The organism is Streptomyces sp. NPDC002328 (assembly GCF_042890065.1).
Lineage (GTDB): Bacteria > Actinomycetota > Actinomycetes > Streptomycetales > Streptomycetaceae > Streptomyces.
This window is the reverse complement of sequence record NZ_JBIARQ010000005.1, coordinates 132619-153391: the sequence shown is the minus strand read 5'-3', so window position 1 is coordinate 153391 and position 20773 is coordinate 132619. Positions and strand designations below refer to the sequence as shown.

Annotated in this window: 15 protein-coding genes and 1 pseudogene; 11 read left to right on the top strand and 5 right to left on the bottom strand. The window is 73.3% G+C overall.

Annotated elements, in window-relative coordinates:
- Nucleotides 1-145: 145 nt before the first annotated feature.
- Entirely contained in the window at nucleotides 146-319 is a 174-nt protein-coding gene (locus ACFYX4_RS15675) for a hypothetical protein (RefSeq protein WP_389332099.1), read from the top strand.
- Nucleotides 320-418: 99 nt separating this feature from the next.
- On the opposite strand, the gene ACFYX4_RS15670 is transcribed toward ACFYX4_RS15675, so the two are convergent.
- Both ACFYX4_RS15670 and ACFYX4_RS15665 read right to left on the bottom strand, forming a co-directional pair.
- On the bottom strand, nucleotides 419-2419 hold the full coding sequence (locus ACFYX4_RS15670) for a C40 family peptidase (protein WP_389332096.1): 2001 nt from the start codon (nucleotides 2417-2419) through the stop codon (nucleotides 419-421).
- A 327-nt stretch (nucleotides 2420-2746) separates the two neighbouring features.
- A complete protein-coding gene (locus tag ACFYX4_RS15665; RefSeq protein ID WP_389332093.1) occupies nucleotides 2747-3088 on the bottom strand; it encodes a helix-turn-helix transcriptional regulator in 342 nt (113 codons plus the stop codon).
- A gap of 126 nt (nucleotides 3089-3214) precedes the next feature.
- Here ACFYX4_RS15665 and ACFYX4_RS15660 point away from each other — a divergent pair, with 126 nt between their 5' ends.
- From ACFYX4_RS15660 to ACFYX4_RS15640, 5 genes are all read left to right on the top strand, one after another.
- Complete coding sequence (locus ACFYX4_RS15660) at nucleotides 3215-3994, top strand: ANTAR domain-containing protein (RefSeq protein WP_389332090.1); 780 nt, start codon at nucleotides 3215-3217, stop codon at nucleotides 3992-3994.
- Nucleotides 3995-4139: 145 nt separating this feature from the next.
- On the top strand, nucleotides 4140-5489 hold the full coding sequence (locus ACFYX4_RS15655; protein WP_389332087.1) for a transaminase: 1350 nt from the start codon (nucleotides 4140-4142) through the stop codon (nucleotides 5487-5489).
- 21 nt (nucleotides 5490-5510) lie between these two features.
- Entirely contained in the window at nucleotides 5511-5951 is a 441-nt protein-coding gene (locus ACFYX4_RS15650) for an Lrp/AsnC family transcriptional regulator (RefSeq protein ID WP_389332084.1), read from the top strand.
- A gap of 86 nt (nucleotides 5952-6037) precedes the next feature.
- Nucleotides 6038-6649, top strand: a complete 612-nt coding sequence (locus ACFYX4_RS15645; RefSeq protein ID WP_389332081.1) for a flavin reductase family protein — start codon at nucleotides 6038-6040, stop codon at nucleotides 6647-6649.
- Between the two features lie 51 nt (nucleotides 6650-6700).
- Complete coding sequence (locus tag ACFYX4_RS15640; RefSeq protein ID WP_389332078.1) at nucleotides 6701-7210, top strand: hypothetical protein; 510 nt, start codon at nucleotides 6701-6703, stop codon at nucleotides 7208-7210.
- 18 nt (nucleotides 7211-7228) lie between these two features.
- Here ACFYX4_RS15640 and ACFYX4_RS15635 read toward each other — a convergent pair whose 3' ends face one another.
- Nucleotides 7229-8272, bottom strand: coding sequence for a helix-turn-helix domain-containing protein (locus ACFYX4_RS15635; protein WP_389332075.1), 1044 nt, complete (start codon nucleotides 8270-8272; stop codon nucleotides 7229-7231).
- Between the two features lie 963 nt (nucleotides 8273-9235).
- Nucleotides 9236-11596, bottom strand: coding sequence for an ATP-binding protein (locus tag ACFYX4_RS15630; protein ID WP_389332072.1), 2361 nt, complete (start codon nucleotides 11594-11596; stop codon nucleotides 9236-9238).
- Nucleotides 11597-11829: 233 nt separating this feature from the next.
- Between ACFYX4_RS15630 and ACFYX4_RS15625 the strand changes: the two are divergent.
- From ACFYX4_RS15625 to ACFYX4_RS15605, 5 genes and pseudogenes are all read left to right on the top strand, one after another.
- Nucleotides 11830-12351, top strand: a pseudogene (locus tag ACFYX4_RS15625) (hypothetical protein); the annotation flags it as partial.
- Between the two features lie 93 nt (nucleotides 12352-12444).
- Complete coding sequence (locus ACFYX4_RS15620) at nucleotides 12445-13797, top strand: hypothetical protein (protein ID WP_389333006.1); 1353 nt, start codon at nucleotides 12445-12447, stop codon at nucleotides 13795-13797.
- The gene (locus ACFYX4_RS15615) at nucleotides 13794-15335 is read left to right on the top strand and encodes a VWA domain-containing protein (RefSeq protein WP_389332069.1); all 1542 of its coding nucleotides are present in this window, start codon (nucleotides 13794-13796) and stop codon (nucleotides 15333-15335) included. The genes ACFYX4_RS15620 and ACFYX4_RS15615 overlap by 4 nt, the downstream gene beginning before the upstream one ends.
- A gap of 57 nt (nucleotides 15336-15392) precedes the next feature.
- On the top strand, nucleotides 15393-16517 hold the full coding sequence (locus ACFYX4_RS15610; RefSeq protein ID WP_389332066.1) for an AAA family ATPase: 1125 nt from the start codon (nucleotides 15393-15395) through the stop codon (nucleotides 16515-16517).
- Nucleotides 16514-19315, top strand: a complete 2802-nt coding sequence (locus ACFYX4_RS15605; protein WP_389332063.1) for a hypothetical protein — start codon at nucleotides 16514-16516, stop codon at nucleotides 19313-19315. Before ACFYX4_RS15610 ends, ACFYX4_RS15605 begins: the two co-directional genes overlap by 4 nt.
- Here ACFYX4_RS15605 and ACFYX4_RS15600 read toward each other — a convergent pair.
- Entirely contained in the window at nucleotides 19308-20702 is a 1395-nt protein-coding gene (locus ACFYX4_RS15600; RefSeq protein ID WP_389332060.1) for a hypothetical protein, read from the bottom strand. The genes ACFYX4_RS15605 and ACFYX4_RS15600 overlap by 8 nt on opposite strands.
- Nucleotides 20703-20773: the final 71 nt, after the last annotated feature.

The following is a 20773-nucleotide window of genomic DNA, read 5'->3' as shown; positions in this document are numbered from 1 at the left end:
GACGGCTTGCGGAAGCGGCCGGAATCAGAGTTTCCGCTACCGTCAGTAACATGATCCACTCTCACTTCCAGGTGGAGCTACTGGCAAGTAGCTCCGGTTTCTGATGTCCCGTCGCTGATCCGTCGTTTCTGTTCGGAGGACTCCCATGCCCTCTCCCGAGGAAGCCTTGCAGCAGGCTCGTGCCACCTACGAGGAGCACGCCCGCACCTGCCGCCAGTGCCACTTCGACACCGTGCCCTGCGCGGTCTCCAAGCACCTTCTGCGTGCCTACAACAACGCCCGCCGGGAGCAGATGCGGGCCAACTCGGGGGCGCACTGAGGCTGCGCGGGCGACCAGCCCCCGCCTGCCCCCGAGAAACAGCCGCCGTCAGGTCAGGGACGGCGGCTGCTTCCGTGTCAGGGGCAGGTTGAAGACCGTTCAGGCGGGACGCACGGCCCCGCGCAGCGCGCCCTCGCCGAGGCTGTGCACCGAGTCCTCGCGGATACGGGCGCCCGGGCCGGGTGCGTGGATCATCATGCCGTCGCCGGTGCACACACCGGTGTGGCTCAGGTCGTCGTGGAAGAAGACGAGGTCCCCGGCCCGCAGATCGTCCAGGCCGACCGGCGTGAACGCCCGCGCCTGGTCCACGGCGGACCGCGGCAGGGTCACCCCGGCGGCCTTCCAGGCCGCCTGGGTGAGGCTGGAGCAGTCGTACGATTCCGGCCCCGTCGCGCCGATCACGCACGGCCGCCCGAGCTGCGCACGGGCGAAGGAGAGCGCCTTGTCGGCCTTGCCGAGGTAGGCGGTGCCGGTGGCGTGGGCGGTGACGTCGGCGGGAGCCGTGGGCAGCGGGGACGGGGCGGCGAACGCCGGTGCCGGGGGCGCGGCTTGGGGCGCGGGGGGTGCGTAAGTGGGCTGCGCGGCCTGGGGCATCGCCGGGGCGTACGCGGGCGTCGGCAGCGTCACTTCGGGGACCGCCGGGGCGTACGAGGGCGCGGGGAGCGGGACTTGGGGTGTCGGCAGGACGAACCCCGGTGCGGCGGGCGCGGCTTGAGGCTGCTGCGCGGGGAGGCCGGCGGGGGCGGGCGCGAGCAGGTCGCCGTAACTGGCCGCCAGGAGACCCGTCTCGGGGGCGGGGAAGCCGCCCACGGGGGCGCCCAGGCTGGGGTCGAGAGCACCGGGTCCGGCCGCGGGGGCGGGAGTCGCGGTCCTCGCGGCGGGGAACTGACCGGTGCCGTCGGCTCCCACGGTGGGGAACTGGCCGGTGCTGTTGGCGCTGACGGCGGGGAACTGCCCGGTTCCCGTGGGGTCCACGGCCGGGAACTGCCCGGTGTCGGCGGCGCCCACCACCGGATACTGGCCCGTGCCGGTGGGGTCCACGGCCGGGAACTGCCCGGTGTTGTTGCCCCCCATGGTCGGGAACTGGCCGGTGCTGTTGGCACCGACGGCCGGGAACTGGCCCGTGCCGGTGGGGTCCATGGTGGGGAACTGGCCGGTGTTGGCGGAACCCACGGTCGGGAACTGCCCGGTGTTGTTGCCACCCACGGTCGGGAACTGGCCCGTGCCGGTGGCGTCCACGGTCGGGAACTGGCCGGTGTTACTGGCTCCCACGGTGGGGAACTGGCCGGTGTTGTTGCCACTCACGAACTGGCCTGTGTTGCCCGGCTGTTGGCCTGCTGCCCAGGTGTTCGTCGTGGCCGTCCGGTAGGACGGGAGTTCCCCGGTGTCCCAGGTCTGCTCGGCGGGGCGCGCCTCCAGCGCAGGGAGGGCCGCCGCCGGCTGTGCGATGCCGCGGGCCAGTATCTCGCGGGCCGTGTCGAGCTTCCGCCGTATCTGCTCCTTGGAGGTCCGCAGCGAGGACTGCGGCGCGGCGGGAGCGGACGCGGGAAGGGCGGCCGGGGCCGAGGCGGGGGCGGCCGGGAGGGCCCTGGGCTCCTCCTGCCGGGGCGAGGGCACCGCAGGCAGCGCGGCGACGGCGCGACCCGTCAGCTCCGGAGTCCGCCGCTCGCCGGACTCCGGCTCGCGTCTGCCGCCGGACGGCAACTCCCGCCGCGCGGCGGCCTCCAACTCCCTTACGGTGTCGGAGCCGGCCGGCTGCTCGGCACGCGGCGGCCGGGAAGGACGCTCGGGCATGCGGTCGGCGGGAAGGGTGGCCGGGGTGACCGGTCCGAGCCGGTTGCGGGCCATGTCGAACCACTGCCGGGCCACGGCTTCCAGCGAGGGGTCGGCCGCCGCGCGGCGGGGGCTGTTGGCGACGGAGGAGACGGTCCTGCGCGCGCCGTTCTTCTGGGCGCGGGTGGCGTTGAAGGTGCCCGAGTCGTTCTCCGCCCGGTCGTAGAGGGAGGAGACCCGCTGCTGGATCTCCGCGCGGCTCGGCGTGCCGGCGTCCTCGAAGCGTGCGGAACCCTTGCCCGTGGGGAGGGTGCGATCCGTCGCCATGGAAGACGTACTCCTTCCGTGCTCCGCCGGCCGAGTGGGCGGATGAACGGTCCCCGGCTCCGGCCGTACCAGTGGTGCCACGGACTCGGCGGCGGCTGCGCGGCCGGCGGGGTTCGCCGGAGTCGATCGTGCGGCCTCGTGCCAACCTAGCCAACTTGTGTGTCTAGTGTGAAGATTGAAAGCGGTGAATGTCCGATACGTAATCGTGACTTTCGTCTCTTCCGGCCGGAACGACGTTTGGCTCGCCCCGACTTGACCGAATCGCGACTCCGCAGGTCGGGGGAGGGGCAGGGCTGGTCCCAGGGCAGTCGGCGCGGGCCGGTGGGGTCAGTCGCCGCGTGTCTCCGGTTCGGCGCGGCGGGCGCGGGAGACCTCGTCCTGGATCAGCAGGGAGAGCAGGGACGCCACCGTCAGCCCCGCCTCGGCCGGATGCCGCAGCACCTTGCCCGGCTCGATCCGGTACGCGTTGCCCCGGCCCTCGCGCCGGTGCGACAGGTAGCCGTCCTGCTCGAGGTCGGAAATGATTTTCTGGACGGCGCGTTCGGTGAGCCGGCAGTGCGCCGCGATGTCACGGATCCGTGCGGTGCGATTGTCGGCGATGACCGCCAGCACACGGGCGTGGTTCGTCAGGAACGTCCATCCGGTATGCGGCTCAGGCACTCCCTCCATGGGGCGATCCTACGGCCGGGCATTCATGTATACAAACGCCGGAACTCGATTTCATGTATCGGTTGACGTGTGACAGGTGTCCGGGCGAATCTGGAGTCACTGGAAGGGTGACCGGGGGAGGCGGTCATGGCAGAGCCTGCGTACGACGCGAAACGCCCCGCGCGGATCTCGTCCGGACCGGAGTTCACCCTCCAGGCGGACGGCGACCGTGTGGTCGTGGCGGTGCGCGGCGAACTCGACCTCGACTCCGTCGACCGGCTGGGACAGGCCCTGCGCGCGGCGCTGACCGCGGCGGCTGACGGCGTCGATCTGGACCTCGGCGACGTGGTCTTCTGCGACTGTTCCGCCCTCAATGTGCTGCTCGGGTTGCGCGAGCGGGGCCTGAAGCAGGGGAAGACGGTCGGCATCCGCTCGGCCGGCCCCGTCGTCGCCCGCCTGCTCACCCTGACCGGCACCGACATCCTGTTCGCCACCCCGGCAGCCCCGACCGCCCCCTCGGCCCAGGACGCCCCTCCCGGCGGCGGCGACCCGTTCGACCCGGAAGACGCCGAAGGCACGGAAGACACCGACGGCGGCACCCCTGACCGCGACCCGGACGGCGTGGAGCAAGAGCTGCGCATCGAGGTCGTCCAGCTGCGGCGGGCCATGCAGACCCGCCCGGTCATCGACCTCGCCCGCGGCATCCTCATGGCGTCCTTCGCGCTGAGCGCCGAGGACGCCTGGCGGGTTCTGGTCGAGGCCTCCCAGCGCACCAACACCAAGCTCCACCACCTCGCCGGGGAACTCGTCTCCGCGGTGCGGGGCGGGCCGCCCGCGGAGGACGTGCAGGAACAGCTCGCGGCCGCCGTCGCCAAGGTGCGGTCGGAGCCCCTGCCGACCGACCGCACCGAGCACCACTACGAGTGAATCGATCGCGCCGACGAGTGAATCGCACGCGCCGACGAGTGAATCAGTCGCGTCGACGAACGATTCGAGCGCCGAACCTTGTGCACCCCGCGCTTTCGCTCGTAGATTTCGGGCATTCGTCCGCCCGTCCGAACCGGGGTGTGTCATGGACCGTGCCCGACTGCGTCAGCTGCTGGCCCAGGAGACCGCGGACGCCGAGCGCCGCAACCCCCGCTCCCGCGCCGCCCACGCCGACGCCGACCACCTGTTCGGCCGAGTGCCGATGACCTGGATGAACAAGACCGCCGGCGCGTTCCCCCGCTACCTGGACTCGGCGCGCGGCGCGCGCGTCCGGGACCTCGACGGACACGAGTACGTCGACTTCTGCCTCGGCGACACCGGGGCCATGGCCGGCCACTCGCCCGCCGCCGTCGCCGACGCCGTCCAGCACCGCTTCGCCGCGCTCGGCGGCGCGACCGCGATGCTGCCCACCGAGGACGCCGAACGGGTCGGCGCGGAGCTCACCCGCCGCTTCGGACTGCCCCGCTGGAGCTTCTCCCTGACCGCCACCGACGCCAACCGCTGGGCGATCCGCCTCGCCCGCGCGATCACCGCCCGCCCGAAGATCCTGGTCAACAGCTACTGCTACCACGGCAGCGTCGACGAGTCCCTGATCGTCACCGGCCCCGACGGCCACGGCGTCACCCGGCCCGGCAACGTCGGCGCGCCCTGCGACGTCACCCTCACCAGCCGGGTCGCCGAGTTCAACGACCTGGACCACCTGGAACGCGAACTCGCCCACGGCGACGTCGCCGCCGTCCTCATGGAACCCGCCCTCACCAACATCGGCATCGTCCTGCCCGAACCCGGCTACCTCGCCGGCGTCCGCGAGCTGACCCGCCGTCACGGCGTACTCCTGATCAACGACGAGACGCACACGTTCTCCGCCGGCCCCGGCGGCTGCACCGCCGCCTGGCACCTGGAGCCCGACGTGCTGACCATCGGCAAGGCCATCGGCGGAGGCATCCCGGCCGGCGCCTACGGCCTCTCCGCCGACCTCGCCGACCGGCTGCTCGGCCGCGCCGACCTCGACCTCGTCGACATGGGCGGCGTCGGCGGCACCCTCGCCGGCAACGCCCTCTCCGTCGCCGCGATGCGGGCCACCCTCGAACTCGTCCTGACCGACCAGGCGTTCGCCCACATGCACACCCTCGCCGAGCGCTTCGAGACCGGCGTGCGCGCGGGCATCGACGCCCACCGCCTGCCCTGGTCCGTCAGCCGCCTCGGCGCCCGCACCGAGTACCGCTTCACCGCCCCCGCGCCCCGCACGGGCACAGAGGCCGCGGCCGCCGGCGACACCGAGCTGGAGGACTACCTCCACCTCTACCTCGCCAACCGGGGCATCCTGCTCACCCCGTTCCACAACATGGCCCTCATGTGCCCCGACACCACCGAGCGGGACGTGGACGCGCACACCGAGCTGTTCGCCGCGGCACTGACCGAACTCGCCGGCTGACACCAGGAAACGGAGACGGGCGTGGACGAGATCGACCGGGCCATCCTGCGCGAACTCCAGACCGACGGACGCATCGCGTACGCCGACCTCGGCCCCCGGGTCGGCCTGTCCGCCTCCGCCGCCCGCCAGCGGCTGCAACGGCTGCTGGACTCACGCGCCGTCCAGGTCGTCGGCGTCACCGACCCGATGGCCATGGGCGGCCAGGCCATGGCACTCCTCGGCATCACCGCCGACGGCGACCCGCGCCCCGTCGCCGACGCGCTGGCCGCCCACCCCGAAGTGGTCTACTCGGTGCTCACCTCCGGCGGCTTCGACCTGTTCGCCGAGGTCGTCAGCCCCACCGCCAAGGACCTGCTGGACTTCGTCAACGACACCGTCCGGCAGACCGACGGCGTCGGCGCCGTCCAGGCCTTCCCCTATTTCGCCATCCACACCCACCGCTTCCTGTGGGACGTCGGCTGAGTCGGGGCGGACCTCCCGGCAACGGCGTCCGCTGAGGTCAGGGCCGCTTCCGGCGTCCGCCCCGGCGTCCGGTAGAACTGGATGACATGCGCATCGACCACGACCCCGAGGCCCTTGGCTCGCGAGCCTTCTACCGGCTGCTCACCGCCGTCGTCGTGCCCCGGCCCATCGCCTGGGTGTCGACCCTGTCCGCCGACGGCGTCACCGCCAACCTCGCCCCGCACTCCTTCTTCACCGTCGCCTGCACCGACCCGCCGATCGTCCAGTTCACCTCCGTCGGCCGCAAGGACTCGCTGCGCAACATCGAGGCCACCGGCGAGTTCGTCGTCAACCTCGCCCCCGAGCCGCTGTTCGAACAGATCAACGCCAGCGCGGTCGACTTCCCCGCCGAGGAGGACGAGTTCGACGCCGTCGGCATCGAACGCGAGCCCTCCCTGCGGGTCGGGCCGCCCCGCGTGGCCGCCTCCCCGGTCGCCCTGGAATGCCGGCTCCACTCCACCCTGGGCATCGGCAACTCCACGCTCGTCCTCGGACAGGTCGTCCACGCCGTCGTCGACGAGGACGTCCTCGTCGACGGCCACCCCGACATCCGCAGGCTGCGACCGCTGGCCCGGCTCGGCCGCGACGAGTGGAGCACCGTCGGCGAGATCCACGAACTGGCCCGCATCCCGTACCGCGACTGGCCGAAGAAGGCCTAGCGCACGTTCGGGTTCGGCCCCTGACGGCGGGCTCTCTGCGAGGATCGGCGCATGACGATCCGTACTCCTGCCGACGACTCCGGGCGCGCGTGCCGGTCGACGGCCTCGGCGCTCCCGCTCACGTCGGCGCTCTCGCTCGGCTCGGTCGGCTCCTTCCTGTCCGTGGGCTCGGTGGGCAGCGTGCTCTCCGTCGGGTCCGTGGGGAGCGCGCTGTCGGTCGGCTCGGTGGGCAGCGCGTTGTCCGTCGGGTCCGTCGGCAGCTCCCTGTCCGTCGGCTCGGTCGGCAGTTGGCTGTCCGTGGGGTCGGTGGGCTCCGCCGCGTCCGTCCTGTCGGTGGGGGCCTGGCGGGGGGAGCAGCTGCCGCTTCCCGGTTCGGTTGCCCGTTCGGCGCTGTCACGGTGGTCCGCCCGCAAGGGTGCTCTCGCGGCGGGCGGTGCGGTGGTCGCCGGACTGACGATCGCCGGGCTGGCGGTTCTCGGGGGCTGGGCCTTGCGGTCGGGTGCGGGGGCGGGTGCGGGAGTGGGGTCGAGGTCGGGGCAGCGGGCCGTCGACGGTGGCTGAGCGGGGGGTGGCGAGGCGTCAACCGGTCGGTGTCGCAGCGCCCTTCGCGGCTCGCGCACCGCGTCCGTCCTGGCCAGCCCTCCCGGCCCTGCCGCCCTTCCCGTCCTTCCCGTCCGTCCCGCGCCACTCGCGGGGCGACACGCCGTAGGCGCCGCGGAAGACGCGGCTGAAGTGGGCGGGGTTGGCGAAGCCCCACCGCTGGGCCACCGCCGAAACCGTCGGAGCCGACGCGTCACGGCGGCCCAGCTCACGGGCGCACTCCGACAGCCGGCGCTGCTGGATCAGCCGGGCGACCGTGACGCCCTCCCCCTCGCCCTCGAACAGCCGGTGCAGATAGCGCACGGAGATGTGGTGAGCGGCGGCGACCGTGTGCGGGGACAGCGCCGGGTCCCGCAGATTGCGGTCGATGTGGGCGCGGACCCGCTGGACGAGGTGCTCGTGCGTGCCGGCGTCCCGCTCCGCGCCCTGGCGCGTCCGTACGTCCACGAGCGTGCCGAACAGGTCCACGACGCTCGCGGCCAGCCGCGCCGCGACGGCCGGGGAACAGGCGGGCACGGAGGCGGTCAGCGCGGTCAGGAACGACACCAGCAGCGCGCCCAACCCCTCCGTGGCGGCGATCGCGCTGCCGGTGACCTGCCGCAGCTCCTCCTCCGTGAGCCCGACGGTCCGTCGGGGCATGTGGACGACCCGCGCGGAGAAGGGCTCCGGGCAGTCGAGGGAGTACGGGCGCGTCGTGTCGTAGACGACGAGGTCGCCGGCGCCTACGTCGGCCTGCCGGCCGTCCTGGACCAGCGTCGCCCTCCCCGCCGTCAGGACGCCGACCGCCACGTAGTCCGCCTCGGCCCGGGAGATGTGCCGGTGCGTGCGGGTGGCGCGCTGCGGGTCGGCGTCCAGGGAGGAGACCCTCAGGTGGCCCAGGCGGGCCGTGGAGATCCGGCCGGAGAACGGGCCGTCGTCGCGCGCGGTCACCGTCATCGGCACCAGCGCCCGGCTGAGCGCGTCGCGCCAGTAGGCGAGCTTGTCCTCGTCGGGGACCGAAGCCGTCGTCAGCACCAGGTTCACCCGGTTCTCCTCTCCACCCTGTGCGGTACCGGCGGAGACCTCCGATCCATGGCGCTGCGGGTGGCGCCGGGCCGTGCGCGGGCCGGGTGGGCCCGCCGCAGCCGATCGCCGGGGGTGGGCGGCGACGCTGCCGCCCGGTCTCCCCGCCGCCTTCAGCCAAGCAGCGGCGCACACCTGCCTCCAGGCAGGAACCAGGCAGAATCCGCGCGACGGCGGACCCGCGCGGGCGCGGTGCGCTGTGGGAACAGCTCGGTGCGCTCCAGGACAAGACGCGGGGGAGCGGACGGGCCGAGGATGACACCACGACGAGGGAATCCCACCTGCTCGGCGACCCCCTCACTCCTCCCGCCTCCTTCCCCGCGCTGCGGCGGCATGGGGACGAGGGCGGGAGGTCGGGGGCGTCGGCGAACGCGTGGGGTGTCAGGGGGCGTCGGGTTGGGGAGGGGCGGCGGCCGGCCGGTGGGGGTGCGGGTCGGCCGCTGGTTGTGGGTCGGCTGTTGGAGGTGAACTGGGCGCTGGATGTGGTCCGGCCGTCGAACATGGACGGGGCGCTGACGTGTGTCGGCTGCCGACGTGCACTGTCGGCCGGCGTGCATGGGCGGTCGGCCGGGATCGGGTGCTGGTCACCGTCCCGTCGGTCGAGTCGGGTTGGGTCGGGTGACGGGTGGTCGGCGGTTCCCGGCGGGGCGGTCGGCGTCGGCGAGCGGTGACCGGATCTGATCGGGGTCGCCAGGGCCGGCGCTGCCTGCGTCGCCCGGAGGCGGTCGGCCGGGCCGCGTGCTGCCGTGCTGCCGTGAGCCGGGAGGAGCGTCGGCCCGGAGCGCAGGGCGGCGACCAGAGGGCTGCCGCGGCACCGGGCGGATCACCCCGCGGTGTCCCGCACGGCCGGTGTCGAGCAGTCAGCCTGTGCCGAGCAGCCGAGCAGCCGAGCAGCGTCGGCCGGTGTCGAGCGGCGTCGGTCCTTCAGGCCGGGTCCGCCCCTGCCGCCTCCGCCGTCCCCTCGGCGGCGGGCGACGCGAGGCGGGCCAACCGGGTGCGGGACTCCGCGACGGGCTTCGGGTCGGCGTCAGGGCCCAGGGAGATGCAACGGGCGAAGGCCTCACGGGCCTCGTCCGGACGCCCCGCGGACAGCAACGCCTTGCCCAGATTCGCGAGTTGACGGCTCTCCAGGGCCACGTTGCCGTTCTCCCGGCAGATCGCCACGGCGGTGCTCAGATACTCGACGGCCTGGGTCCACTGGCCCAGCGCGGCATGGCTGCCGCCCATCCCCGCGAGCAGCGAGATCCGGGCGACGTCGGCGATGTGCGGTTCCAGCCGCTCGCCGGCCCGCTCAAGGAAGCCCAGCACCCGTTCATAGGCGGCGATGGCCTCCTCGTTCAGATCCTGGTCCCGCAGGATCATCGCGTGCCCCAACTGGGCCTGGATACTGCCGTGCTGGTCGCCGTCGGCCTCGAACAGCAGCGCCGCGCGGTGGAGATGGTCCGCGGCCGGGGTGAGATCCTCCAACTGCCGGAACGCCCAGCCCCGGTAGAGATGGGCCCATGCCTCCTGCCGGGTGTGCGCGGCGCTCCGAGCGACGGCGAGCGCCTCGGCGGAGGCCGTCAGACTGTCCCGTTGGCGGCCCTCGCACACGAGCAGCGCCCACGCGTGATAGTTGACCTGCGTCGCCACCAGGACCGGATCGGCCAGCGCACGCGCGCTGCGGGCGGCGTCGCCGAACACCTCGGGCCAGTGCCCCCAGAAGATCCACTGGTCGGAGAACCAGTGCAGCGCCTCGGCCACCTCCACCACGGTGGCGTGCTCCCCGGCGGTCGCGCACGCGCGCAACGCCGCCAGCCAGTTCGCGCCCTCCGCCTGGAGCCACCGGCGGGCCAGGTCGGCGCTCGACAGGTCGACGGCGCTCCGCCAGCCGGCCGGGGGAGCACCGTGGTCCGGCTCGAACCAGCGGCCCGCGACCACCGCCGTCTCCAGCAGCCACCGGTACAGGGCGGCACGCGCCTCTCCGGCGTCGACGGCGCTCTCCTCGGCCTCCAGCCGGGCGCGCGCGTACAGGCGCAGCAGGTCGTGGAGCCGGTAGCGGTCGCCGTCCGTGCCCAGCAGCCCCGTCTCGACCAGTTCCTCCAGGGTGTCCTCGGCGTCGAACACCTGCTGCCCGGTCAGCGCCGCCGCGCCGACGGCGCCGACGTCCGGGCCCGGCACCAGCGCCAGCCGCCGGAACAGCCGGGCGGCCGACGGAGTGAGCTGGCGGTACGACAGGTCGAAGGCGGCGTCCACCCGGACGTCGCCGGCGGCCAGCGCGTCCAGCCGCCGGTCGTCCGCGGCGAGACGGTCCGCCAGCCGCCGGACCGTCCAACCGGTGCGCGTGGCCAGCCAGTTGCCCGCCACCCGCAGGGCCAGCGGAAGATGCCCGCAGCGTTCGGCGACCTCGGCGAGGGCGGCCGGATCCGCCTCGGCGCGCTCCGCGCCGACGAGGACGGTCAGGAACGCGGCGGCCTCCCGCGGGCTCAGCTCGCCCAACGGCAGCCGGTGCACGCTCTCCAGACCGGTCAGCATCCGCCGGCTCGTCACCACCACCATGCCCGCACCGGCCGCCGGCAGCAGCGGCCGCACCTGCCCCTCGTCCCGGGCGTCGTCCAGCACGAGCAGACAGCGCCGCTCCGCCAACAACTGCCGATACAGGGCCACATGACCCTGCGGTCCGGCCTTCACGAGGTCTCGGTCGGCGACTTGGAGGGCCTTGAGCACGCCGAGGACCAGCTCGGCCGGGCCGGGCGGATCGTCGTCCGTGCCCCGCAGGTCCAGGATCAACTGGCCGTCGGGGAAACGGTCGGCGAGGTCCCGCGCGGCGTGCAGCGCGAGCGTCGTCTTGCCCGTGCCCGGCGGTCCGGAGACGGCCACCACCGGCGGCCGGTCGTTCCCCTCGCCGCCGGCGAGGACGGACAGTCGTCCCAACTCCCTTTCCCGGCCCACGAAATCGTCGATGCCGCGCGGGAAGGCCCGCACGCCGACCGGGCTGTACCCGGCGGTGCGGCCGGCCCGCGCGGCCGAAAGGAGCCGCTCCCGGAGCGCCTCGTCCAGGCCCAGTCCGTCGGCCAGCGCGGCGACCGTCCGTCGCTGCGGAGCCGCCCGCCGCCCCCGCTCGAGATCCCCGATCCCGCGCACGCTCACGCCCGACGCCTCCGCAAGACCCTCGATGGTCTGCGACGCGGCCAGCCGCAACTCCCGCAACAACGCCCCGAACGCCGCGCGCTCCCCGCTCGCGCCCGCGCGCTCCCCCTTCGATCCCGCGCGCTCCCCGCTAAACCCCGCCCGCTCCCCGCTCAACCCCGCCCCTTCTGATCGTCACGCTCCCTCCACGCCCCCGAGCATGATCATCTGAATTCTAGGGCCCTCCCGGCGACCGCCGCGGGAGAAGGAGCGGCGTCCGGCAGCCCCCGGCGGACGCTCCGACGGCCGTCCCGAGGGCGTTGTCAGTGGTCGCCGGTAGTTTCGTTCTTGTCGCGCCGAGTCGGGCGTGACAGTCCCCCTGTGCTGCGCCGACACGGCGTGACACCGCTGTGCGCTGCAAAGGAGATGGTGCGTTGTCGGACTGGGAGAAGTCGAGCACGGCCCGGGTGGTGCCGCCGGCACACCCGCGCAAACTCGCCAAGGTCCCCTTCGTCGAACTGGCGGACGGACGCCTCCAGGGCGTGGTCTCCAGCGGCTCGGACATCGAGCGCGTGTACGTCTCGTCGGTCGCCGCCGGCAGTTACGCGTTCGCGTGCAGCACCAACAACAACCGCCCCTGCGGGGGCGCGCGCGGCTCGTTCTGCAACCACATCCGCGCCCTGATCACCGAGGCGGTCCTCCAGTACGGCGTCCAGCGCGTCGCCCGCTACCTGCGCGTCGAGCCGGTCGACGAGGAGACCGACGCGGCGGCCCTCACCTCCTCCATGACCGGCGCCGGCCCCGCACAGGCCGACGGGAAGACGATGGCGGCCCCCGTCTTCAGCCGGTTCCTGCGCCACCTCGCCTACCTCGAACTCGCGCCCACCACGGCCCCGTTGCCGGAGATGCAGTGGTTCCCGCCGACCAGGGCGACGACGACGGCCACGCCCCCGCGTGACGTCGACGCGAGCGCGGCGGAGGACGCGGGAGAGGAAACGGAGTACCTCGCCGAGCCCGTCTACGGCCTGGACGAGGCACTCGCGGCGGTCGACGCCCTCGACCGCGCCCTCGTCGGGGGCCTGCTGCGCCCCCGCCCGGAACGCGCAGCCGACCTGGTGGAACTGGCCCGCGCCGTGGCGGGCACGCCCCTGGCCGGCCGGGTCGCCGAAGCGGCGGAGAAGGCCGCCGCCGGCGCCGCGAGCGAGGACCACTTCCTGGCCCTGGCCGCCGCCCGCACCGCCCTGCTCGGCGCCGCCCACGACGCGCTCACGGCCCGCCTCGACGAGGTGACCGGCCGCCCCCGCGGCGAAGCCGCCGCCGTCGAACCCGGCGAACGGGACACGGTCAACCTGCTGCTGGCCGCCCGCACCTGGCTCGCCGACCTCGCGCGCACCGGCTGGCAGGGCATCGACCACGAACTCGCCGGCGCAGCCGCCCCGATCGTCTCCGCGATGCTCCCCGACCCGGCCCTGCGCCGCCTCGCCACCCTGCTCGACGGCTTCGCCGCCGAACTCGCCGCCTCCTGCCCCGGCACTGCCTTGGAGCGGTTCCCGGCGCGCCGCTGGGGCGACCTGTGGGCGCGCGCCCTGCTGCTCACCCGGCCCGGCGCGGCCGAGCCCACGGCCGTCGTCGCCGCCACCGGCCGACTGCTGCCGCTCGGCGTCGACCTGCACGAACACGCCACCGCCGCACAGGCCCAGGTGTACGCGGTGTTCGAGCCGGCGGACGGCGGCCCGCCCCGCTTGGTCCGTGCGAGCGTGTCCGCGCCGAAGCCGGACACGATCGTCGCGGCCGGCGTCTGGCAGCTCCTGCGCCCGCACCTGTCCCTGCTGACGGCCCTCGGCGAAGGCCGGGCCATGGACCTCACCGACATGCCCCTCACCGACGGCGGCGACCTGATCTGGGACGAGGAGCGGGCCCGCCCGGGTGAACCCGCCGAAGCGTTCGCCACCGCCCGCGTCGCCCTGCCGGCCGCGACCGCCCCGCCGACCCCGCCCCTGGACCGGCACCCCGCGCGCCTGGCCGAACCCGTCTTCCTGGAGGGCTACGGCGTCCGGCAGGACGGCGACGCGCTCACCTTCACCGTCGCCGGGCGGCCCCTGACCGTCGACACCGACCGCATCCCGGCCGCAGGACCGCTCACCCCCGAGGCCGTCGCGGCCTCCGGCGCCTGCTTCGGCCTGCTCCGCTGGGACGACGGGACGTTCCGCGTGCAGCCGCTCGCCGTCGAGACGACCGTGCGCAAGAAGACGGTCGCCGTCCAGGCCGGCGCCTGGGCCGGCGGCACCGCCGACAAGGCCGGCGTCAGGGCGGAGAAGGCCGCGACGGACGCCGTGACCGTGCTGCGGGAACGGGCGGGAAGGCTGCTGCGGAAATGACCGAGCCCATGAACGAAGAGGCGACCGAGGCGGTCAGGGGACAGGCGACCGAGCCCGCCAAGGAACTGGCGATCGAGCCCGCCAAGGAACTGGCGACCGAGCCCACCGAAGAGCACGGGGACCCCCGCGCGGCGGCCCCGCACGACAACCGGCGTCAGGTCCTCTACTGGCGGCTGCTCGCCCGGCTCTTCGACCCCGAGGAGCAGGCGGCGCTGGAGTCCGCGAGCCTCGCCGTCGTCGAGGACCTCGGCCTGCCGGCCGCGCTGCTGGACCCGCAGGCCTCCGTCGACTCGATCGTGCAGCGCCACCCCGAACTGGCCGCCGACTTCGACGGGTTGATGGTCCCCGAACACGGCGACAGCACGGACGGCGGCGAGGACGAGGCCCCGGACGGGGGACGCGACCGGCCCGCCGAGGTGCGGCGCGCGGCCCTGGTCTCCAAGGTGCTGCTCAACGTTTTCGCCACCGGCAGCGGACCCGTCAGCGCCGGACAGCTGTCGCGCTGGCAGTCCGACGCCGGCTGGCTGGAGCGCGCCCTCGGCTGCACGCCCGGCGACCTGCGCGGCGGACGCACCTCCGGCAACCGCGCCCCTGGGGACCACGCCTCCGGCCGCCACACCACCACGCCCGACCTCAGCACGCTGATCCCGCAGATCGGACCCGAACTCGGCGCCCTGGAAGCCGATCTCGTCAAGCGCATGCGGCTGCGCGAGGTGCTGGCCGACCCCGCGCTCGCCGCCCGGCTCACCCCGAGCATGTCGCTGATCGAGCAACTCCTGCGCGACAAGAACAACTTGTCCGGCGTCGCCCTCGCCAACGCCAAGGCGCTCATCCGCCGCTTCGTCGACGAGGTCGCCCAAGTGCTGCGCACCCAGGTCGAGAAGGCCACCGTAGGCTCCATCGACCGCTCGATCCCGCCCAAGCGGGTCTTCCGCAACCTGGACCTCGACCGCACGATCTGGAAGAACCTCACCAACTACAGCCCGGAGGAGGAACGGCTCTACGTCGACCGCCTCTACTACCGGCACACCGCCCGCAAGACGACACCGCAGCGGCTGATCGTGGTCGTCGACCAGTCCGGCTCGATGGTCGACTCCATGGTCAACTGCACCATCCTCGCCTCGATCTTCGCCGGGCTGCCGAAGGTGGACGTCCACCTCATCGCGTACGACACCCGGGCCCTCGACCTCACCCCGTGGGTGCACGACCCGTTCGAGACGCTGCTGCGCACCCAGCTCGGCGGGGGAACCGACGGCACGGTCGCCATGAACCTGGCCCAGCCGAAGATCGCCGAACCGCGCAACACCGTCGTGGTGTGGATCTCCGACTTCTACGAATGGCAGAGCGAGCCGCTGTTCGAGAGCATGTCCGCCCTGCACCGCTCCGGGGTCAAGTTCATCCCCGTCGGATCGGTCACCAGCTCAGGGCGCGGCAGCGTCAACCCGTGGTTCCGCGAACGCTTCAAGGACCAGGGCACACCGGTGATCTCCGGTCACATACGCAAGCTCGTGCATGAGCTCAAGAACTTCCTCACCTGAGACCACCTCACCTGAGACGCCCCTCAGCGGAAACCCCTCTACCTGAAAGGCCTGTTGATGTCCGACCTGTTGCGCGCCCCCGCCGAGCTCAAGTACGCCGAGGAACTGGACTGGCTGGAGTCGATCGATGACGGCCCCAAGCCGTTCTCCTGGCGTCTGTCCCCCAAGATGGTCCGGCTGTTCATCCTCGGATCGGAGCGCGCCGACGGTCTGGACCGGGAGATCGCGCAGAAGTGGTTCGGCGACCGCAGCTTCGTCGAGCGGTCCATCGTCACCCTCGCCTCCGACCGCGGCCTGCTGCTCATCGGCGACCCCGGCACCGGCAAGAGCTGGCTCGCCGAGCTGCTGTCCGCCGCGATCTGCCGCAACTCCACCCTGGTCGTGCAGGGCACGGCCGGCACCACCGAGGACCACATCAAGTACTCGTGGAACGTGTCCATGGTGATCGCCAAGGGGCAGTCCCGCGAGTCGATGATCCCCTCGCCGATCATGACCGCCATGGAGGCGGGCTCGATCGGCCGCTTCGAGGAGCTCACCCGGTCCACCAGCGACGTCCAGGACGCGCTCATCTCGATCCTCTCCGAGAAGTACATCTCCGTCCCCGAACTGGGCAGCGACGGCGACAGCGACAACATCGTGTTCGCCAAGCCCGGCTTCTCCGTGATCGCCACCGCCAACAGCCGAGACCGGGGCGTCAACGACCTTTCCTCCGCGCTCAAGCGCCGCTTCAACTTCGTCCGCATCCCCGTGGTGACGAACAAGAAGAGCGAGGCGGAGATCGTCCGCTTCCGCACCGAGGAACTCCTGCGCCGCCACCAGATCGAGCTGGACGTGCCGCCCACCCTGCTGGACGTGCTGCTCCAGAGCTTCGCCGACCTGCGCGCCTCCGCCGCCGCGGCCGGCAGCGACGACGAGAAACTGGAGTCCGCGCTGTCCACGGCCGAACAGATCGGCGTCCTGGAGGACGCGATCCTGCACAGCAACTTCTTCGGCGAGCGCGCCCTCACCGCGCACACCCTCGCCTCCTCCCTCGTCGGGTCGCTGGCCCGGCGTGAGCCCGAGGACCTCGCCATCCTCAACAAGTACCTGCACGGTGTCGTCGAACCCCGCAGCAAGGAAGAGGGGGGCTCCTGGCCGGAGTTCCTGGAGGGCGGCCGCGACGCGATCGCGACCCTGTCGTGAACGGCGGCACGAGCGGCGGCGCCTTCGAGGCGCTGCGCGGCCAACTCCACGACGCCGCCACCGCGTTCGCCGACGGGCCCGGCGCGCTGGAGGGCATCCTGCGGGGCATCGTCGACGACGTCGAGCGCGCCGTGCGCGAACCGCTGGAGATCTTCCCCGTCTGCCACCACTCGCCCGCGTCGGCGCTCGCCATGGCGCGCCGGCTGCGCGAGAAGCAGCCGAAGGTGGTCTACCTGGAGCTGTGCGAGGACATGGCGCCGCTCCTCACCGAACTGCGCAACTGCCGCCTCCCGGTGGCCGTCCAGTCCTTCGCCACCGAGATCGAGGGGTTCCCCGCCGACTGGTCGCCGCTGTCGGTGGTCGCCCCGGTCACCGAGGCCTCCGCCGAATACCAGGCGATCGCCTACGCCCTCGACACCCCCGGCGTGGAACTCGTCCTCGTCGACCGCTCCTCCGACCACGTCTTCCAGTGGGAGAACCCGACCGCCGAGGAAGCCCACCCCGACACGCCGGCCGCCGACCAGGACACCGCCCTCCACGGCGACGCGGTCGGCGTCGAGATCGGCGACCTGCGCCCCCGCTTCGCCGAACTGGAGGAGCACCTCCTGCGCCACGGCCGGGTGAGGCACTGGTCGGAGTGGTGGCACCAGTTCGTCGAGGTGCCCCTCGGCGACGGCGACCACGACACCTACCGGCAGGTCATGCTGCTCATCGGCAGCCTCTTCCGGCGGCTCGCCCCGGGCGACGCGCGGCGGGTGCGGGTCGACGAGGACCGCGAGCGGTACATGTGGACCCGGATGCGCGAACACCTCGCCGCGACCGGCGCCGACCCCGCCGACTGCCTCTACGTGTGCGGCGCGTTCCACGCGGCCAGCCGCGTCGCCGAGTTCGGCGTCCACGGCGACGACGCCTTCACCATCACCCCGCGCACCGACACCAAGTGGCGGCACGGGCTCATCCCGTCCAGCAACGCGGCGATCGAGGCGCAGTTCGGCCTGGCCGCCGGCTCGGTCTCCATCGCCGCGACGGAATGGGCGAAGAACCTCAAGCGCACCGGCGTCCGCCCGTACCGGCTGCAAGGCCAGACGGGCGCGAAGAAGACCACCGCACCGCGCAAGGCGCTGACCGCCCCCGTCCCCGCTCCGGCCTCAGCCGTCCCCGCGGACCGGCTCACCGGCTTCCTCCAGCGGCCGCCCGCCCTCGACCCGCTCGACGAGGCCGAACTGCTCGGCTGGTCCGTGGACATCGTGCGGGCCGCCCGGCGCAACGGCTACCTCGCCTCCACCGCCGACGCCATCGCCGTCTTCGAGACGTCGATCCTGCTGGCCGGCATGCGCGACCGCGTCAAGCCGACCCCGTACGACTTCCAGGACGCGGCGGTCACCTGCATCGAGAAGGACGCCGTGCCCGGGCGGCGGGACGTGCGCCGGCTCGTCGAGATCATGATGGGCGGCGACCGGACCGGCCAGGTCGGCTACGACGCGCTGCCGCCCCTCGCCCGCGACGTCCACGACCGCCTCGCTCCGCTCGGCCTCCGGCTCCAGCAGCGGGGCGTCCAGCGGGCCCTGCTCGACATCGCCGCACGGCCCGAGCTGGAGCGCTGCTCCGACGTGCTGTGGATGTTGCGCCGGCTGCTGCCCCAGGGCGCGGCCCGGCCGATCATGGGCGACCGCGGCTTCGGCGAACGCCCCATCCAGGAGTCCTGGGACCTGGCGCTCGGCACCCACCAGCGGGCCCTGATCGAACTCGGCTACGAGGGCGTCAGCATCGAACAGGTCCTGGAGCAGCGGCTGCGGCGCGTCGCGTACGCTCCGCAGGCCACGGCGGCCCAGGTGCTGGAGGCCGTCGAGGACGCCATCCTCTACCTGCGCAGCCGCCGCCTCGCCGACGAACTGGGCACCCGTGCGCTGGAGGTCCTGGCGGGGGAACGCAGCGTCGACGGCGCGCCGGAGGTGCTGCGCCGGATCCGCCGGCTGCTGGCCCACTACCGCACCAGCGAGCCCGTCCTGCCGCCCTGGATCGAGTCGTTCGTCAAGACCGGCTACGCCCACTACTGCACCCTGCTGCCGACGGCGTTCACCGACGAGGACGCCACCGTGCGCCAGGTCGCGGCCATGCTGGGCTTCCTGTTCGGCATGGAGGGGCTGGCCCTCTCCCTGGGCTGCGACCGCGCCCAGCTCGAACTGGCCCTGGCCCAGTGCCACCCCGAGGAGCCCGCCCGGACGGCGCTGCTGTGGGCGGCCCAGACCCACCTGGGCACCCTGTCCCGCGCGGCCCTGCGCTCCCGCTGCGACGACCTGCTGGCCAACCCCCTGGCGCTGTCCGCCTACCCGCGCTACCTCAGCGGCTTCGTACAGGCCCTGGAACCGGTGCCCGCGCTGGCCGACTTCGTCGTGGAAGCCGTCTCGAACGCCTTCGCCCGCCTCCCCGACCCGGTCCTGCTGCCCTGGCTGCCCACCCTCATCACCACCCTGCGCACAGGCGGCGCCGAACTGGCCCCCCTCCTGATCCGCGAGGCCGGCCGCCTCTTCCCACCCCGCCTCCCCGACCTGGACGCCTGGACCCCACCCTGGCTCCTGCCCCAACACCAGCCGACCCCCCACCCCGAGTCGGCGCAGGCCCCCACCCACACCCTGAAACTCCTCACCGAACACCCCGAAACCTGCGACGCGGTGACGCACCTCCTGGGCTACGAAGCCACCTGGCCCACCCCGGAACCCACCGCCCCCGGAGCCGCCCTCCTCACCCGGCACCTCGCCACCACGAACGCATTGGAGACCCTGCTGACGATCACCTGACACCCAGGGCGCCCACCAACCGGCGGATCGCGCCCACCCCCAACGCCGGGTTGGCGGCGGCGTGATGAGCGAGCTCCTCGTCGTCGAGAAGCTCCGCGAGCCTCGCCGCCGGCAGCTTCGGATGCCGTGCGCCGGCCGCCCGCACGACAGGGTCCGGATCCCTGGTGAGCCGATCAGCGGCATCGGGGGCGAGCCGAGGATCGCGGGCCGCGAGGACGCGGACCTCGGGATCCTCGTCGACGGCGTGGACGGCCAGACCGTCGGTCGGGAAGTCCGGCCGGGCGACGAGGTCGGCGCGGCCGGGGCCGGTGTACTCGAGGAAGCAGCGCAGCATCAGCTCCGCCGGAGCGTCGGGATGGTGCTGGGCCAGCAGGACGCGCACCCCCAGGTCGTCGTCGGCGGCGAGGCGCCGCATCAGATCCGCCGGCAGGGTGTGCACGCTCGCCGCACGCCTGCGCAACAGCGGATGACCGGAGAGCGCGTTCCGGCGAGCGGCTTCGGGGTCCGCGGGGGTCAGGGGCGCGGGCCAGTAGTAGAAGGGCCCGTCCACCCGGACCTCGTAGTCGATGCCGGCCCGTTCCTCCTCGGTCCAGGCCGGATGGACGGAGACGGCCAGCCGCACTTTCGGGTCGGGGTCCTCGGCGAGGGCGCGGAGCTCGGCGGGCGCGAGGTCCGCGCGGCCCGCGATCTCCTCCCGCACCTCCGCGTCCGGATCGGCGGCCAGCAGGACCACCACATCGGCGGGGAGGCTCGTGTTGCCCGCGATCATCGACTTCTCGTCGGGTCCGGCGGGACGGGCGAGGACCCCGTCCACGACGGCCCGGCTGAGGGGGAGGTTCATGAGAGTGTGGTTGCGGGCGTGGCACGAGTGGGCGGGGAGCGCGGACTCCACCCACGCAGGATCCTCGTTGCGCGCGTGCCTGCGCGCTCTCTCCCGTACCTCGTCGTCGGGATCCTCCAGCAGCGCCGCCCGGATCCCGGCGGGCAGCGACGCCCACCCGTCGAAGCCCCAGGCCCGCGCCTTCGCGACCGGGTGCGTGGGCAGGGCACGGCGCAGATCCCTCGAGAACTGCTGGTAGAAGGGCCCGCCCAGCTCTTCGTTGCCGTAGGTCTCCATCATGTGGACGACGGTGTCGTCGGGCAGGGGCGGAGCGGACCCGGTGGGCCGGGGTCCGTCGGCGAGGTGGGCGCGGACGAACCACTCGGGGTCGTCCACCAGCCGCGCCCGCTGCACCGGTTCGACATGGGGGTTGCGGGCGAGGAAGCTGCGGGTGTGGCGGTCGGGGTGTGCGACCACCGCCGTGACGACCGCCTCGGGCAGGTCCCGGTCCCGGCACAGGACCATGCGCACGGCGAGCGGAGCGTCCGCCAGCAGCCGCAGCAGCACGTCCTGGGGAGTGGACGGATTGAGCGCGAGGCCGGCCAGACGGCGCGTGGCCAGATCGGCTTCGTCCCAGA